Below are 16,247 nucleotides of genomic sequence, written 5' to 3' on the forward strand. Positions count from 1 at the left end.
TCCGGGTCCGAAACCGCCGGAAACGGCGGCTTTCGTCGAAGGCTTCGAGGCGAACAAACCCAAAAATTCCAGCCCCACACTGTGGTGGTTACTGACGTTAGCGGAGGATATGGCTAAGAAAGACGGTGTCATTGAGATTGAAGGCACTGTGCAGGAAGCTCTGCCCAACGCGATGTTCCGCGTTGAGCTGACTAACGGACACGTTGTGCTTGCTCACATCTCAGGAAAGATGCGTCAGCACTACATCCGGATCCTCCCCGAGGACCGGGTAGTAGTGGAACTCAGCCCGTACGACCTCTCGCGGGGCCGTATCGTCTACCGCTACAAGTAAAGACCGATTCCCGCGGGCAACTGCGGGCCGAGGTAGTTACGCAAGCAACAACTGCAAATAACGCAAAGGAAAACCATGAAGGTCCAGCCGAGCGTCAAGCGGATTTGTGACAAGTGCCAGGTGATTCGTCGCAAGGGTAACGTCATCGTGATCTGTGAGAACCCGCGCCACAAGCAGCGCCAGGGCTAAGCTCCCTGCTTCGGCAGGGGCGCTCCCGCGCGTAGTAACTCAATAAGGCAGCACCGCAGGGTAACCTGCACACCCCCGGTACGGAGGCCGGGGACCTGGACAACAGGGACGGTGCTGTTTCAGACCTCCGGATACAACAAGGAGAACCGCCAATATGGCTCGTCTCGCTGGCGTAGATATTCCCCGCGAAAAGCGGGTAATCATCGCCCTGACTTACATCTACGGCGTGGGTAAGACCCGTGCAGAGCAGACCATCGCGGAGACCGGGATCAACCCGGACACCCGCGTAAAGGACCTCACCGACGCGGAGCTCGTGCAGCTGCGTGACTTCATCGAGGGCAACTACAAGGTAGAAGGTGACCTCCGCCGCGAGGTCGCCGCCGACATCCGCCGCAAGGTCGAGATCGGCAGCTACGAAGGCCTCCGCCACCGCCGTGGCCTGCCCGTCCGCGGACAGCGCACCAAGACCAACGCTCGTACCCGCAAGGGCCCGAAGCGCACCGTCGCCGGCAAGAAGAAGACCCGCTAAACAGCTGGCCCTCTAGCTACCAAACAACCTTTGTAGGAGAAATACATGCCCCCCAAGACTCGTGGAGCGGTGCGTAAGCCGCGTCGCAAGGATAAGAAGAATATTGCGCTCGGACAGGCGCACATCAAGAGCACCTTCAACAACACCATCGTGTCCATCACGGACCCGACCGGTGCGGTCATCTCCTGGGCTTCGGCCGGCGAGGTTGGCTTCAAGGGCTCCCGCAAGTCCACCCCGTTCGCCGCGCAGATGGCTGCTGAGTCCGCTGCAAAGCGTGCCCAGGAGCACGGCCTGAAGAAGGTCGACGTCTTCGTGAAGGGCCCGGGCTCCGGACGCGAAACCGCCATCCGCTCGCTGCAGGCCGCTGGCCTCGAGGTCGGCTCCATCCAGGACGTCACCCCCAGCGCCCACAACGGATGCCGTCCCCCGAAGCGCCGCCGCGTCTAATTAGCCGTTTCGTCGTTCCCTCGGCCGCTGGCCGGGTTCCCTCGCGGGGATCCGGGCAGCGGCCGAAGGGGCCACTTCCGGCTGACTAGCCGCCCTTTTCCACCAATTCGTGTTGCGTCATATAGCGGACGCTCGCTGAAAGGAAATCTAAGTGCTCATTGCACAGCGCCCAACTCTTACCGAAGAAGTAGTAGCGGACAGCCGCTCCCGGTTCGTCATCGAGCCGCTGGAGCCGGGTTTCGGCTACACCCTTGGTAACTCCCTCCGCCGTACCCTGCTGTCCTCGATCCCCGGTGCCGCCGTTACCAGCATCCGGATCGACGGGGTCCTGCACGAGTTCACCACCGTTCCGGGTGTCAAGGAAGATGTCACCGAGATCATCCTGAACATCAAGAACCTGGCAGTCTCCTCCGAGCATGACGAGCCCGTCGTGGCCTACCTGCGCAAGCAGGGCCCCGGCGTCGTCACCGCTGCGGACATTGCCCCGCCGGCCGGCGTGGAATTCCACAACCCGGACCTGCACATCGCCACCCTGAACGAAAAGGGCAAGTTCGAGCTCGAACTGACCATCGAGCGCGGCCGCGGTTACGTTTCCGCAGCCCAGAACAAGTCCGGCGACTCGGAGATCGGCCGCATCCCGGTTGACTCCATCTACTCGCCGGTCCTGAAGGTCACTTTCAAGGTTGAGGCGACCCGTGTTGAGCAGCGCACCGACTTCGACCGCCTGATCGTCGACGTCGAAACCAAGGATTCCATCGCACCGCGCGACGCCGTCGCCTCTGCCGGAACCACCCTGGTCGAGCTGTTCGGCCTGGCCCGCGAGCTGAACACGCAGGCTGAAGGTATCGAGATCGGCCCGAGCCCGACGGACGCCGCCCTGGCTGCCGACATGGCTCTGCCCATCGAGGACCTCGAGCTGACCGTGCGTTCCTACAACTGCCTCAAGCGTGAGGGCATCCACACCGTGGGTGAGCTCGTTGCCCGCTCCGAGGCCGACCTGATGGACATCCGCAACTTCGGTGCGAAGTCCATCGACGAGGTCAAGGCAAAGCTTGTCGAACTGGGTCTGTCCCTGAAGGATTCCCCTCCAGGATTCGACCTGGCCGCCCGCGCTGCCGCCATCGAAGAGGACGAAGAAGCCTTCGGCGAGGACGAACTCTAAAACGCAGGAATTCGCCGTCGTGGTGCTAGGTAGCGCCAAACGGCACCATATGAGGAGATAAAGAAATGCCTACCCCCCCTAAGGGTCCGCGCCTCGGAGGCGGTCCGGCTCACGAGCGCCTGATGCTCGCCAACCTGGCAGCAGCGCTCTTCGAGCACAAGCGGATCACCACCACCGTGACCAAGGCCAAGCGCCTGCGCCCCTACGCCGAGCGCCTGATCACCTTCGCCAAGCGCGGAGACCTGGCTGCCCGCCGCCGCGTGCTCGCCACGATCAGCGACAAGGGCATCGTCCACGAGCTGTTCACCGGCATCGCCCCGGCAGTGGAGAACCGCGAAGGCGGCTACACCCGCATCACCAAGATCGGCAACCGCAAGGGCGACAACGCCCCCATGGCCGTCATCGAACTGGTGCTGGAGCCGCTGTCCCCGAAGCAGGCCGTAGTCAAGGAAGCCGAGAAGGCCGCCGAGACCGCCGCGCCGGCTCCGGTTGCTGAGGAAGCTGCCGAGACCGAGTCGCCGGAATCCGCCGAGTCCGCTGAGTCTGCCGAATCGGCAGAGTCCGCTCCGTCGGCCGAATCCGCCGAGGAAGCCCCGGAGGCCGAGGAGAAGAAGTAGCTTCTCCTTCCCTCTAAACTGGAGGGTATGACCTCACAGAAGCCCGCCGTCCCCAATCCGGACGGCGGGCTTCTGCGTGTCCGGATGGATCTGGCGTACGACGGCGGGGCGTTCAGCGGGTGGGCCGTGCAGCCCGGTCTGTTGACCGTGCAGGGGGCCGTCGAGGAAGCCCTCGCCACCCTGATCCGGCGCCCGGTCCGGCTGACCGTCGCCGGACGCACCGACGCGGGAGTCCACGCCCGGGGGCAGGTGGTGCACTTCGATCTGGAGCCGGGGGAGTGGGAGGCCCTGGCCCGCGGCCGCGACATCGACCCCGCAGAGTCCCTGGTCCGCCGGCTGCGCGGAGTCCTGGCCAAGGTCCTCGGCGGCCGGGTCGGCGCGCCCGTCCCGTACCGCGACCTCGCCGGCGCCATCGAAGTCCACACCACCGGGCTGGCCCCGGAGGGCTTCGACGCCCGGTTCTCCGCCCTGTGGCGGCGCTACAGCTACCGCATCGCCGACCGCCCCGCGAACTGGGATCCGCTCGCGCGCAACATCACTCTCTGGCATAAGCACGCGCTGGACGTCGAGCTCCTGAACGATGCCGGGAGCCGGATCCTGGGTGTTAACGACTTCCTGTCCTTCTGTAAACCGCGGGAGTTCTCCACCACCATCCGCGAACTCCAGCACCTCGAATTCAAGCGTGGGGACGACGGCGTCATCACCGCCTCGGTGCAGGCCGACGCCTTCTGCCACAACATGGTCAGGGCCCTGGTCGGCGCCTCGCTCATGGTCGGCTCGGGGGAGCAGGAGCCCGCCTGGCTCGCCGAACGCCTCGCCTCCCAGGTCCGCGACTCCAAGACCAAGCTCGCGCCCCCGCACCCGCTCGTCCTCGAGGAAGTGGCCTACCCGCCGGCCAGCGCGCTCCTCGAACGCGCCGAGCAGACCCGCGCCATGCGGACCGCTGAGTCGGAGTAAGTCAAGGGTTGTTGGTCTGATGCGGCCGGGCACCCCGGCCCCCGGCGGAGACTTACAAAAATTTCAAGCAAGCATCGGTGCAAGCAAGGTAGCCGCAATCATTGCCGGCCCAAATGGAATGTCCGAGTTCCGGTTGAGCACCCTCGCCAGCATCAGCACCACAATGGCCACAGCGTTCAGCAGGAACGCCCCAACTAGCACTAGCAACCACGCATCGAGGCCCAGGTAGCCTGCGTACAGCCCCACCACGGCCGTTAGCTTCACGTCGCCCAGGCCGATTCCGCCTGGCTTGATCAATGCCATGACCAGGTACAAGGCAAACAGCGCCGCCCCGCCAAGCAAGCCCCCCAGCAACTGCAACCAGGCCCCGGACACCGCCGCTGCCGAGCCCAACAGAACCAGCGCCCCAACCAGGAACGGCAGCACCAACCGATTCGGCAGCAGCTTGTGCCGAGCATCAATCGCACCCAGCAGGACCCCCATCACCGCCAAATAGCAGAACGCCGGCAGCACCGCACTTGCTCCAAAGAACCAAGCCATCAGCCCGCACAGCAGCCCAGACCCCACGGCCATCTGCACCCGCCAGCTCCGCGGCACCGCCGTCCGTTCCTCCCGCTGCGCAAGCGGAAAGACGAACCAGCCCGCCGCCGCTCCGAGGAGGGCTGCACCACCCACGACAATCACGTCCACCGTCCGAGCCTACGTCGGCCTACTGGCCGCTGAAGGTGTTGATGGCGTTGATGACGGCCGGTCCCAGGATCGCGATGAACAGCACCGGGAAGATGAAGAACATCAGCGGGAAGAGCACCTTCACCGGCAGCTTCATCGCCTTCTCCTCGGCCCGCTGCCGCCGCTTGACACGCATGACCTTCGCCTGAGTCCGCAGCACGCCGCTGAGGGCAATGCCGTAGGCGTCGGCCTGCACAATCGCCTTCACAAAGCTGCGCAGTTCCGGCACGTTCGTGCGGTCGGCCAGAGCTAGGTAGGACTCGCGGCGGCTCCTGCCCACCTGCATGTCCTGCAAGGTACGGACCAGCTCGTCAGCAAGCGGCCCCTTGCCATTCGCGCCCGCACGGGCCATGGCCGCCTCGAAACCCAGCCCGGCCTCCACTGAAATCAGCATCTGGTCCAAAGTATTAGCCAGCTCCAGTTGCAGCTTCTGCTGCCGTTCCTGCCCCTTGCTGTAGAGCATGAGGTCCGGAATGAAGTAACTGAGAACGCTGAGGAATAGTCCGAGCAGAACCATCGTGGAACTGAGGTTCGCGCTGATCATCAGAAACGCGAGCACTCCTCCGGCTATCCCTAGGGCAGGCTTCGATGCCAGGAGCTTTTCCAGCGGCATGGATGCAGGACGCCCGGCCAAGGCCAGCAACCGGTCGAGCTTCTGTACGTACCCGGCCGGAGTGAGCTTCCAGCCCAGCCGGTAGAAGAATCCAAGGTCGCGTTGCTTGCCGTTCTCACCCACCTCGAAACCGCGCTTGAGGTTCCGTAGGACCGCGCGGCGGCCCCTCTTGTCATTCGAAAGGAGCAGCCAGGACAAGTAGCCGAGGGATCCGCCGAGCAGCAGGGTTCCCAGTAAGACTGTTGGACTCATAATCCCGCCCCGTCAGAACTTCAGGTCGATGATCTTGCGAAGCCACAGTCCGCCGACGATCATCAGGATGATAGATACGCCGATCATGACCCAGCCGAGGGGCTCGGAGAAAAGGACACCAACGTAGCCCGGATTTACCACGCTCAGCATCACGACAATGCCGATCGGCAGGGCCATCAGGATGTACGCGGAGAACTTGCCCTCGGCCGAGAGAGCCTTGATCTGGCCCTTGATTTCGGCGCGCTCCCGGATCGTTCCGTTGACCTGGTCGAGCACCTCGGCCAGATCGCCGCCGACCTCGCGGTTGATCTGGATCGCCTGGGCAATCCAGGTGAAGTCCTCGCTCTCCATCCGCTGCGCCGTATCCATCAGCGATTCAAGCAGGTCCTTGCCCAAGCTTGTTTCGGTGATGACGCGCCGCATTTCCTCGGACGTGGGAGCATCGGCCTCCGCCGCGGCGGCGTCGATGGCTCGCAGGATACTGTGGCCGGCCCGCAGACCGCCGCTTAGCAACTGCAAAAGGTCGCCCATCTGCGAATCGAACTTCGCACGGCGCTGGCTGATCAGGATTACTAACACGAAGTGTGCAAGGAACGGTGACACCAGCCCAAACAGCAGCCCAAGCCCAAAGCCGCGCAGGAGGGTTCCCACGGCCCCGGCAACGAGCGTTCCCGCGGTGACTAGGATGATGTAGTCAGCCTGGCTTAGTTTGAGACCGGCCAGTTCCAGCAGTTCACGCCGATAGATTCGGGTAGGGCGTCGCTTCAGTTGCTCCTCAAGCAGACGTACCGCGGCACCCGCAAAGCGTGACAGCTTGGAGGTGGATTCTTCCTCAAACGGCCGCCGGCGGTCGCGCGGCAACGTTGCTGCTTGCGGTTGCAGGACCGTGAACCCCAGCAGGATTCCGGCCAGCACGAGTACGACTCCCAACATGAGTAGCAGAGGCATGGCTAGTGCCTCCCGCCCAGTCGTGACTGCTGGCCGAAGACAGCGGGGGAAACGGTGACGCCCATGTCCTCGAACCGCTCGATGAAACGGGGCCGGATGCCCGTCGGTACCGGCCGGCCCAGGAAACGGCCGTCGGGACCGACGCCGGCGGAGTAGTCGAATACGAAGGCGTCCTGGAGCGTGACAACGTCACCCTCCATGCCCTGGACCTCGGTGACATGGGTGATCCGTCGCGTGCCGTCGCGCAGGCGTGCGATCTGGATGATCAGGTCCACTGCGGAGGCAATCTGTTCGCGGATCGCGCGGAGCGGCAGATCCACTCCGGCCATCAGCACCAGAGTCTCGAGGCGGGCCACGGCGTCACGCGGCGAGTTTGCGTGCACGGTCGAGAGCGAACCGTCATGACCGGTATTCATGGCCTGCAGCATGTCGAGCGATTCGCCGCCGCGGACCTCGCCCACCACGATTCGGTCGGGTCGCATACGCAGTGAGTTCCGCAGGAGGTCGCGAATTGTCACGGCGCCCTTGCCCTCGGTGTTCGGAGGCCGGCTTTCAAGCCGCACGATGTGCTGCTGTTGAAGCTGTAGCTCCACGGCATCCTCGATGGTAACGATCCGATCGGACTCGGGGAGGAATGACGACAGCACGTTCAGCAGCGTCGTCTTACCTGTGCCGGTGCCGCCGGAGACGATGATGTTGAGCTTGGCCTTGACGCAGGCATCGAGCAGTTCGGCCATTTCGGGAGTCATCGTCCCGAAGTTGATGAGGTTTTGGACTGTCAGAGGCACCTTGCTGAATTTACGGATCGTCAGCGAGGACCCATTCACAGCCAGGGGTGGGATGACCGCATTGACGCGCGACCCGTCTTCGAGACGCGCGTCAACCAGAGGCGAGGACTCGTCAATCCGTCGTCCAACCTTGGACACGATCCGTTCAATAACCTTGCGCAGATGCTCCTCGGAGCCGAAACGCGCGTCAGTTAAGGTGACGTGCCCCTTGCGCTCGACGTAGATCTGGTCCATCCGGTTCACCATGATTTCGGTGACGCTCTCGTCATCGAGGAAGCGCTGCAACGGCCCGTAGCCCATGACGTCGTCAGCGACATCGCGGATGAGGCGACGGCGCTCTTCGACAGAGAGCGGCACCTGTTCCTCGTCGATGATCTGGCCCAGTTCCTCGCGGGCCATCGCCCGAAGGTCCTCTTCGGTCATCGAGGTGTCGCTGATCCTGGCACCCATACGGTCGAACAATGCCGTCGCAGCCCGCTGCTTTAGTCCTGCTAAGGCATCCACCGGCGCAACTACCGGGTCTGCCGCGACGAGGGCAGGCTTGGGCCTGGCGGCAACTGGCGGGACAAGCGCAGGAACCACCGCGGGCGACGGGAGCGACTCCGGCTGAGTCGGGGTCAGGGCACCCAGCCGTTCGGAGAGCTTCATTGAAGCACCGCCCTGCGGTGAAGGCTCCGGCGTTTCTCCCGCCAAGCCGGATCAAAGCGTTCCACCAAGGACTTCAACCCTTTGGTGGCCGGGTCCTTAACGTCCTCCTGCAGCACAGGAACACCGCGGTTCGTCGCGTAGCTCAGCGCCTTCGAGCGGGGGAGCGCGATGTCGACCGGAGCGTTCAGGCTCGCCTCGACGTCCCGGACCGCAAGTCCGGACTTCGTGTCCGCAAAGTTCAGCACCACGTGACGATGCTCCGGCAGCAGTTCCAGCTTGCGGAGTACATCAGTTCCCAGGCGCAGGCTGCGGACGCTGGAGACATCCATCCCGGCCACCCAGATGGCGTCCGTGCACTGCTCCAAGGCGGCGAGGGCGTGCTCGGTCAGCCCGGGGCCGGTGTCGACGACGACGTAGCGGAACTGGGCGGTCAACTGCCGCAGCAAGTGGGTCACCTGATTGGCAGAGACGAAGTCGGCTGCCACCGGGTCCAGCGGTGCACACAAGGCGTAGATGTTCGCGGGATGGACGGTCAGGAACGCTTTCAAGACCATAGCGTCCTGGCTCGCAGGATTGGAAACAGCATCGAGGATGGTGTGCTCGGGATTCAGGTACAGGCTGGAGGCAACATCGCCGAACTGGAGATCGAGATCCACCAAGACAACGTTCATCGGGGCCATCTTGCCCAGTCCCACCGCGACATTAGTGGCGATCGTCGTCTTGCCTACCCCGCCCTTCGGCGAGACCACACCGATGACCATCCCCTGCTCCTGTGGCTGGATTGTGCCCGGCTGTTCGAGCCGGAAGCGGCTGGCGAAAACCTGGCACGCCCTTTCCAACAGAACGCGAATTGAGGGAATGTCAGCCATAGGGTTCAGCAGATCGCGGATTCCCGAGCGCATGGCCTGCAGAATCAGGTCGGGGGTGCCCTCAGCGACTAGAACGGTGCTGATCTCAGGAAACTGCACGTCGAAAACCGTTGCTAGGCGCAGTGCGTCCTCGACGGGAAGACCCGGCCCTAGGATCAGGACCTCCGGACGCTCACCGGTGACGAAGGACAGCAGTTCCCTTGGCTGCATCGCCGCTGCGTCCGGACTGAAAGTGGTGATCTCTCCCGGCAGCCCGCCCGCGACGGCCAGACGTAGCTTCTCCTCGAAAGCACTGTCCGAACCGATGAAAATGAAGCGGCTCATCGGTAGACCTCGGAGCGCTGAACCACTTCGGGCTTGCTTTCCTTTGCGTCCTCAGGCTCCTTGCTCAGCCAAATCTTCGCGAATTCTGCTGCGAACACGATTTTCTGTGCCGCTTTGTCGTCGACTGCGACGGTGACAAGCATTGACCCTTCCGGCAGCGCTTGCGCATCGGTCGCGCCCCCCTCAGTCACCGGCTGTGGGGCACGCTGGATGGCTGTCAGAAGCGCTTTCCTGACCACGAGTTGCGTCGTTTCCTTGTCGGGACTGGCTTCGAGACCGCCCTTATCCATCGAGATATAGACACCGACGTGCTCTCCAGCCGCGAGACGACCTCCTGCAACGCGTTGCGGTTCCAACTGAAAGGAGACTTCCTGTAGCCCTTTCGGGACATTGACCGCTCCGGCTGTCTGAACGTCCTCAGGAGCAACGAGTCGTTCGTTAAGTAGTTGCTCACCAGGTACCAGATCTGCAGCGGTAACCTTCCCTGCACTCTCGGACAGGTCTGTTATCGCGGAGGGGGCAACTGCTGAGGCAGGAAGAGTCGTTTCTGTCACTGAAGCGCTGAGAGATTCGACGGGAGTGCCGGCAGGTACCGCAGTCTTCACGACGAGGACGGAGGCAGGTTGCATATCTGCCATGGCTCGATCATCGGCGTTGCCTACATATGCAAATATCAGTAGTGCACCTACTATCGCCAAAAGGGCCGCGCCGATGGCAGCTACGAGACGTGACTTCATTAGTTCCCCAATCCTGAATTAGTCACTTGGTGAAGAAGATTCGGTTTGCGCCCAGTTCACTGGTGCCACCCGTCTTGAAGTCCTCGTCGAGTGTTGCGAATCGAATAAACTTGCCGATGATTCCTCGGCAGTCGCCGGTACATTTCTGCCCAACGAACTCTGCGTTCTTGTAGAGGTATGGATCTTCCATCGGCTTGGACGCCTTCCAATCGCCACCACTGAACTTCCAACCCATGACGCTGAAAGCGGCGAAGCTCTTTATGAAGTACTTCCCGCCGGATCCAGTTCCGACTGCGCCTTCGGCCTTATCGAATACGGGCAGCAGGACAACGACTTCTCCATCCGGTTGCTCCAGTGCGCTCATCCACTTTTCGAGAAGCGCCTCGCACATTGAAGGGCTGGCATTGCCCGTGTCGCTGGGAACGCCGATGGTTGTCGAGGCCTGGGCATAAACATCGCACTTTGTAGGGTCCGGTGACTTGAGGTAACCGAACCCTCCAGGAATGACGTTGCCGCTCTTGGATGTGCATCCAGGCATGGTCACGCCTTTACTGGCGATGAGTTGTACTCCGCCGGACAGCGTGAACTGACACTCCGAAAACGCCAGGGGAAAAGCCGCCGGGCCTGCCGAGATGCCACCCGCAGCCACAGTTGCCGAGGCACGAACGTCAGTTCCTGTCAGACCAAGTATTGGAGCAAACAGATACGGCAGCGATTCGCCGCTATTGTCCTTCGTCCCGGTGGTCACACTCACACGGTTGGGGACAGAGGTGTCTGCTTTGACAATTCTTACTGTGCCGTCGTTGACGTTCTCTTGTGCCAAGGTCTCCGCGTGTGTAGTTGGAGCGAGGCAGAGAGTGCTGCCTGGTGCATCAGCGCAAGACTTGGCGATGGATAGTGCCGTTGCATCTGCGGCATTCTGAAGCTGAGCCTTTTCTGCATAAAGACGCCCGAGGTCAACGGCTAGTGCAACAAACCCCAGTAATACCACCAAGAGAATGGCTACCAATACGGCTGTCGCACCATCATCGTTCTCGGCCTTCTTCACCCGCCGCATCTCATGACCCCTTGTCCCGTCAGACTGAAGGGTGCGATAAAGCCTGTCAGCGTCTGCAGATTATACGTGACGCGCACTGTTGCCTGATGCCCAGGCTTACACTCATTGACCGTCACAGGACCACTCAAAGATGGATCGCGTGACTCAATTTCGATAACCATGCGAGCGGGATCTAACGTCGCAGCCGCTTGAATTGTTGAAGCTTCTGCTAGAGAAGCATCGTCCTCGATTGCCATGACCCGCACACCTTCACGAGCAGCCTGGGTCAGAGATATCTGCGTGTTGTAGGCACGCCCGAACTCTAATATTCCTAAGAGAATTAGCAACAGTAACGGTACGGCCAGCGCGAATTCCACTGCTGCCGCACCCCGTTCAGAAGTACTCCGCATCATTCAGGACGATCATCGAGGATTGTTGAGGCTGTCCAGCTGCTTTCAAATGGACAGCCCCAACAACCAGGCTCGACCGCGGCTTGATTACGGGGCGCAGGTTGCAGTTCCGGCTTTGGCACCAGCCGCAACCGCAGTGAATGTGCCACCGTTGATCTTGCATTGCGCTTCAGTAAACATATCTTGAATGCCGCCGCCGAGCAGGGTGACTGCAGTGATGATGACGACGGCGATGAGGGCGACCATGATGCCGTATTCAACGGCAGTGGCGCCCTTTTCTTCGCGGGAGAGGCGGTTGGTGACGAAATTGCGCGCGTTCAAGTACAGTCCGAGCATTGGATTCAACTCCTGAGGTGAGAATGACCGGGAAGTCATTACACGGATTCATTACTGATGGCAGGGAGATACCGCAGAAATGCCCCCAACTATTCCGAGAGGGAAGTCTCGAAGGAGTTGAATATGGCCCCCAACCGAAATCCATAGTAAACGAAAAGTACAAGGTTTAACCAAGCTGTTTTTGTTGTTGTTATCAAACCGTTATGTGATTCTGGAACTATCGGCGTGTCTCGTTCGATGCGGGGCGAACGAGATCCTGCGCAGCCGGCCTGTGGGGGGCAGAGCAGGAACCCTCCCTTTGACCTTTAGTAGGGCTGCACGATATCCTTGGTAGCTGTTGTGCGTGTCCAACCTCGATGCGTCCATGTCTGTGTGTTTGCCCGGTTGCAGGGCTACCTGATCCGCGGACCTGGCCGGGGCCTCTTGGACCACTGGTTACATTTCAGTCCTCACCTGAGATTCCGGTAGCGCATGAGAGAACTTGTGTGCGTGCCCGACTGGGCGCGCCGCTACTTGCAAACAAGAAACGAAGGCCAAAACCGTGCGTACGTACACTCCGAAGCCCGGCGATATCAACCGCCAGTGGCACGTCATTGACGCCACCGACGTTGTCCTGGGTCGTCTTGCCAGCCAGACCGCAACACTGCTGCGCGGAAAGCACAAGCCGACCTTTGCTCCTCACATGGACATGGGCGATTTCGTCATCATCATCAACGCTGAGAAGGTAGCCCTGACCGGCGCCAAGCTCGAACAGAAGCGTGCCTACCGCCACTCCGGTTACCCGGGTGGCCTGTCCTCCGTCAACTACGCCGAGCTGCTGGAAAAGAACCCGGTGCGCGCAGTTGAGAAGGCCATCAAGGGCATGCTGCCGAAGAACTCCCTGGCTGCCCAGCAGCTGTCGAAGCTGAAGGTCTACGCAGGCCCGGAGCACCCGCACGGTGCCCAGCAGCCGAAGTCCTTCGAAATCACCCAGGTCGCCCAGTAGTCCTGGCCACCTAGCTAAAGAATTTATTCAAGGAGAACCGTGGCTCAGAATACTGAAGAGCTGAACAACGAGGGCGAGAACCTCACCAGCTACACCTCGGAGAGCGCTCCCGCTTCCGAGACCGTTGTCAAGGAGCGCCCGGCCCTGACCGTGGCCGGCTCCGCCGTCGGCCGCCGCAAGGAAGCCGTTGCCCGCGTCCGCGTTGTCCCGGGTTCGGGCAAGTGGACCATCAACGACCGCGAGCTGGCCAACTACTTCCCGAACAAGCTGCACCAGCAGGAAGTGAACGATCCGTTCAAGATCCTGGAACTGGAAGGCGCTTACGACGTTATCGCCCGCATCCACGGCGGCGGCCCCTCCGGCCAGGCCGGTGCGCTGCGCCTGGGTGTTGCCCGTGCGCTGAACGAGATCGACCGGGAAAACAACCGTCCGACCCTGAAGAAGGCCGGCTTCCTGACCCGCGACGCTCGCATCATCGAGCGCAAGAAGGCCGGTCTCAAGAAGGCCCGCAAGGCTCCGCAGTACTCGAAGCGCTAAACCTGCTTCGCCGGGCCCATCCCGGACTGCAGCGGCACCCCGTCCAGTGGTTTTCCACCGGGCGGGGTGCTCCGCTTTAACCCGAAGATCGACTGCGGTCGGCGGGGAACGCCTGCATCCGGCAGGGGGAGAACGACGGCGGCGGCGTCCTAATGTGTAGCAAACCACTGTCCCGTGCTGGCGCGGATTGGAGCGTGCAAACGCCGCGACGGCGGGGGACATGTCAGTTTTCGCGCCCCTGCTCCCGTAAAATGGCTAGCGATGTCTAGATTATTTGGTACCGATGGTGTCCGCGGTTTGGCCAATGGTTTGATTACCGCCGAGCTGTCCATGGAGGTTTCCCAGGCTGCTGCCGTGGTGCTGGGCCACGAGCAGGTTCCGGCGGGCAAGAGGCCGGTGGCCGTGGTGGCGCGGGACCCGCGGGCCAGCGGCGAGTTCATCAGCGCGGCGGTTTCGGCCGGCCTGGCCAGTGCCGGGGTGGATGTGTTCGACGCCGGTGTGCTGCCGACGCCGGCAGCGGCCTACCTCGTGGCGGACCTGGGCGCGGATTTCGGCGTGATGATCTCCGCGTCGCACAATGCGGCGCCGGATAACGGGATCAAGTTCTTCGCGCGCGGCGGGCACAAGCTGCCGGACGAGGTCGAGGACGCGATCGAGGCCGAGATGAAGGCCGAGCGGCGCCGCCCGACGGGTGCCGAGGTCGGCCGGATCCAGCGTTTCTCCGACGCCGAGGACCGCTACATCGTGCATCTGCTGCAGACCCTGCCGGCCCGCCTGGATGGGCTGAAGATTGTGCTGGACTGCGCCCACGGTGCCGCGAGCGGGTGTTCGCCGCAGGTCTTCGCGGACGCCGGCGCGCAGGTCATAGTGATCGGTGCGGAGCCGGACGGGCTGAACATCAACGACGGCGTGGGCTCGACCCACCTGGAGCAGCTGCAGGAGGCCGTGGTCAAGCACGGCGCGAACCTGGGCATCGCGCACGACGGCGACGCGGACCGCTGCCTGGCCGTGGACGAGCAGGGCATCGTGGTCGACGGCGACCAGATCATGACCATCCTCGCCCTGGCTCTGAAGGACGCGGGCAAGCTGAAGGACAACGTGCTCGTAGCGACCGTGATGAGCAACCTGGGCATGAAGCTCGCGCTGCGGGAGGCCGGGATCCGGATCGAAGAGACCGCGGTGGGGGACCGCTACGTGCTCGAGAGCATGCGCGCCAACGGTTACTCGCTCGGCGGGGAGCAGTCCGGTCACGTGATCTTCTCGGACCACGCGACCACCGGCGACGGCGTCCTGACCGGCCTGCAGCTGGCGGCGCAGATCGCCAAGACCGGTCGCCCGCTCTCGGACCTGGCGAAGGCGATGAACCGGCTGCCGCAGGTGCTGATCAACGTCAAGGGCGTGGACAAGGCCGCGGTGAAGACCAATGTCGGCCTGCAGCTGGCCGTCGAGGAGGCCTCCCGCGAACTCGGCGAGACCGGCCGGGTGCTGCTGCGCCCCTCCGGTACCGAGCCCGTGGTCCGCGTGATGGTCGAGGCTGCGGACATGGACACCGCCCAGGCCGTCGCGGAAGGCCTAGCCGAGGCGGTCAAGCAGCACCTCGCCTTGAAGGCGTCGCCCGCCGAGACAGCGGCCGGCTAACCGGCGGCCAACGAAGCAGCAGGAATGGGACGCAGCCCGGGCCACGAGGCCCGGGCTGCTCTCGTACCCGGGCGTCGTGGCGCCGGCCGTTCCGCGTCGCGCCAGGACAGCCCAGGCCGCGTCGCGGAAGGATGTCAGTCGTCGCCGTAGGCGTCGACGACGACCACCTCGAACTCCTTGGCCTTCGGCGGCAGGCCGGTGTCGAACTTGGCGTTGACGGCCAGCAGCTGGTCGCCGACCCGGGCGGCCGTGGTCGGGACTTGGAAGGCCTTGTCGGTGATGGTGTCCCTGAGCCTGCCGCTCTCGAGGTCGGAATCGAGGCGCCAGCGGGTGATCTTGTTGTCGAAGTTCTGCACGACCCAGAGGGTTCGGCCGTCGAGCTCGATGCCGTCCGCGTACGGAACCTTGACGCCCGCGATGACCCGGCTCTCGCCGTCGTTGGTGTCCACGGTGTAGACCGCCTTGTTGGCGGTGTGGGCGACGATCAGGGTGTCATCGTCGTCGGTGGCGGCGATGCCATTCAGGTTGAAGTCGCCGGTGATTTTTGCGGCGGGCCCCGTGAGGGCGAGGGTTTCGACGTCCCCGATGTCGCCGTCTCTGTCCACCGGGACGAAGTACAGCTCGCCCTTGACCGAATTGGTGAACCAGGCGCCGCCGCCGGTGAAGATGACGTCGTTGATGAAGGCGTTGGCGTCCTTGGTGAGGGCTACGGTCGCGATAGTGTCGCCGTCGTCCACGTCGTAGAAGTAGGCGTCGCCGGTGGTGCCGCCGGCCACGGCGAGGGTGTCGCTGCGGGTGTCGAGGTCCATGCCGAGCGCCATCCTGCCGGCGGGCGCGTCGATGAACTGCTCCGCGGTTCCCTCGTCCAGGTCGCCGAGGAAGATGTCGCCTTTGAACAGGTCGCCGGCGTAGAACGTGCCGTCGTCGTCGGCGGCGATGCCTTCGGCCGAGGACGCACCGGGGAGCTTGATGACCTCGGAGCGGTCGTCGTCGTTGTTGGAAAAGGCCGGCGCGGAACCGGCTGATACGAGGAGCGCGGCTGCACCCAGCAGGCCTGCGGCGGTACGGCCGAGGGGCGGGCGCATTGCGGAACGAGGGGCTGGTTGGGGGTGCACGGGGGTCTCCGTCCGGATCGGACCAGGAGTCACCGAGGCGGGCCCCTGGT

Annotated in this window: 20 protein-coding genes; 10 read left to right on the plus strand and 10 right to left on the minus strand. The window is 63.1% G+C overall.

All coding sequences use genetic code 11. From position 1 onward, the window contains the following. Positions 1-109: 109 nt before the first annotated feature. The 7 genes from infA (at position 110) to WFH44_RS05435 (ending at position 4,232) form a co-directional block, all read left to right on the plus strand. Positions 110-331, plus strand: a complete 222-nt coding sequence (infA, locus tag WFH44_RS05405) for a translation initiation factor IF-1 (RefSeq protein WP_005267757.1) — start codon at positions 110-112, stop codon at positions 329-331. 75 nt (positions 332-406) lie between these two features. Continuing rightward, positions 407-520: a 50S ribosomal protein L36 gene (gene rpmJ / locus WFH44_RS05410; protein ID WP_005267758.1), complete on the plus strand. Its 114-nt coding sequence runs from the start codon at positions 407-409 to the stop codon at positions 518-520. Between the two features lie 154 nt (positions 521-674). After that, positions 675-1,049: a 30S ribosomal protein S13 gene (gene rpsM / locus WFH44_RS05415; protein WP_336712321.1), complete on the plus strand. Its 375-nt coding sequence runs from the start codon at positions 675-677 to the stop codon at positions 1,047-1,049. A gap of 45 nt (positions 1,050-1,094) precedes the next feature. Beyond that, positions 1,095-1,496 carry a 30S ribosomal protein S11 gene (gene rpsK / locus WFH44_RS05420; RefSeq protein WP_005267760.1) on the plus strand — a complete coding sequence of 134 codons (402 nt, stop codon included), beginning with the start codon at positions 1,095-1,097 and terminating at the stop codon, positions 1,494-1,496. 151 nt (positions 1,497-1,647) lie between these two features. Then, positions 1,648-2,658 carry a DNA-directed RNA polymerase subunit alpha gene (locus WFH44_RS05425; protein ID WP_264795263.1) on the plus strand — a complete coding sequence of 337 codons (1,011 nt, stop codon included), beginning with the start codon at positions 1,648-1,650 and terminating at the stop codon, positions 2,656-2,658. A 65-nt stretch (positions 2,659-2,723) separates the two neighbouring features. After that, positions 2,724-3,275 carry a 50S ribosomal protein L17 gene (gene rplQ, locus WFH44_RS05430; protein WP_262105781.1) on the plus strand — a complete coding sequence of 184 codons (552 nt, stop codon included), beginning with the start codon at positions 2,724-2,726 and terminating at the stop codon, positions 3,273-3,275. 27 nt (positions 3,276-3,302) lie between these two features. Further along, positions 3,303-4,232 (plus strand): tRNA pseudouridine synthase A, encoded by a 930-nt coding sequence (locus tag WFH44_RS05435; protein ID WP_336712322.1) that lies wholly within the window; start codon positions 3,303-3,305, stop codon positions 4,230-4,232. A gap of 63 nt (positions 4,233-4,295) precedes the next feature. Here WFH44_RS05435 and WFH44_RS05440 read toward each other — a convergent pair whose 3' ends face one another. The 9 genes from WFH44_RS05440 to WFH44_RS05480 form a co-directional block, all read right to left on the minus strand. Then, positions 4,296-4,922 carry a prepilin peptidase gene (locus tag WFH44_RS05440; RefSeq protein ID WP_336712324.1) on the minus strand — a complete coding sequence of 209 codons (627 nt, stop codon included), beginning with the start codon at positions 4,920-4,922 and terminating at the stop codon, positions 4,296-4,298. Between the two features lie 19 nt (positions 4,923-4,941). Continuing rightward, positions 4,942-5,826, minus strand: coding sequence for a type II secretion system F family protein (locus WFH44_RS05445; RefSeq protein WP_336712326.1), 885 nt, complete (start codon positions 5,824-5,826; stop codon positions 4,942-4,944). Positions 5,827-5,838: 12 nt separating this feature from the next. Continuing rightward, positions 5,839-6,768, minus strand: coding sequence for a type II secretion system F family protein (locus tag WFH44_RS05450; protein WP_336712916.1), 930 nt, complete (start codon positions 6,766-6,768; stop codon positions 5,839-5,841). An 8-nt stretch (positions 6,769-6,776) separates the two neighbouring features. Continuing rightward, the gene (locus WFH44_RS05455) at positions 6,777-8,210 is read right to left on the minus strand and encodes a CpaF family protein (protein ID WP_336712328.1); all 1,434 of its coding nucleotides are present in this window, start codon (positions 8,208-8,210) and stop codon (positions 6,777-6,779) included. Beyond that, the gene (locus WFH44_RS05460) at positions 8,207-9,403 is read right to left on the minus strand and encodes an AAA family ATPase (RefSeq protein ID WP_336712329.1); all 1,197 of its coding nucleotides are present in this window, start codon (positions 9,401-9,403) and stop codon (positions 8,207-8,209) included. Before WFH44_RS05460 ends, WFH44_RS05455 begins: the two co-directional genes overlap by 4 nt. Further along, positions 9,400-10,140: a Flp pilus assembly protein CpaB gene (gene cpaB, locus WFH44_RS05465; RefSeq protein ID WP_336712331.1), complete on the minus strand. Its 741-nt coding sequence runs from the start codon at positions 10,138-10,140 to the stop codon at positions 9,400-9,402. The genes WFH44_RS05460 and cpaB overlap by 4 nt, the downstream gene beginning before the upstream one ends. Positions 10,141-10,162: 22 nt before the next feature. Continuing rightward, a complete protein-coding gene (locus WFH44_RS05470) occupies positions 10,163-11,188 on the minus strand; it encodes a pilus assembly protein TadG-related protein (RefSeq protein ID WP_336712332.1) in 1,026 nt (341 codons plus the stop codon). Next, positions 11,185-11,553 (minus strand): TadE/TadG family type IV pilus assembly protein, encoded by a 369-nt coding sequence (locus WFH44_RS05475; RefSeq protein WP_336712333.1) that lies wholly within the window; start codon positions 11,551-11,553, stop codon positions 11,185-11,187. Before WFH44_RS05475 ends, WFH44_RS05470 begins: the two co-directional genes overlap by 4 nt. A gap of 120 nt (positions 11,554-11,673) precedes the next feature. Further along, positions 11,674-11,922: a Flp family type IVb pilin gene (locus WFH44_RS05480; protein ID WP_336712335.1), complete on the minus strand. Its 249-nt coding sequence runs from the start codon at positions 11,920-11,922 to the stop codon at positions 11,674-11,676. A 541-nt stretch (positions 11,923-12,463) separates the two neighbouring features. Between WFH44_RS05480 and rplM the strand changes: the two genes are divergently transcribed. From rplM to glmM, 3 genes are all read left to right on the plus strand, one after another. Continuing rightward, positions 12,464-12,907 (plus strand): 50S ribosomal protein L13, encoded by a 444-nt coding sequence (gene rplM / locus WFH44_RS05485; protein ID WP_264795253.1) that lies wholly within the window; start codon positions 12,464-12,466, stop codon positions 12,905-12,907. Between the two features lie 39 nt (positions 12,908-12,946). Then, positions 12,947-13,444, plus strand: a complete 498-nt coding sequence (gene rpsI / locus WFH44_RS05490) for a 30S ribosomal protein S9 (RefSeq protein WP_336712337.1) — start codon at positions 12,947-12,949, stop codon at positions 13,442-13,444. A 261-nt stretch (positions 13,445-13,705) separates the two neighbouring features. Further along, positions 13,706-15,082 carry a phosphoglucosamine mutase gene (glmM, locus tag WFH44_RS05495; RefSeq protein WP_336712339.1) on the plus strand — a complete coding sequence of 459 codons (1,377 nt, stop codon included), beginning with the start codon at positions 13,706-13,708 and terminating at the stop codon, positions 15,080-15,082. 134 nt (positions 15,083-15,216) lie between these two features. Here the strand turns inward: glmM and WFH44_RS05500 are convergent, their stop codons facing one another. Beyond that, positions 15,217-16,167 carry an SMP-30/gluconolactonase/LRE family protein gene (locus WFH44_RS05500; protein WP_336712341.1) on the minus strand — a complete coding sequence of 317 codons (951 nt, stop codon included), beginning with the start codon at positions 16,165-16,167 and terminating at the stop codon, positions 15,217-15,219. Positions 16,168-16,247: the final 80 nt, after the last annotated feature.

Source organism: Arthrobacter sp. USHLN218, assembly GCF_037144715.1.
Taxonomy (GTDB): domain Bacteria; phylum Actinomycetota; class Actinomycetes; order Actinomycetales; family Micrococcaceae; genus Crystallibacter.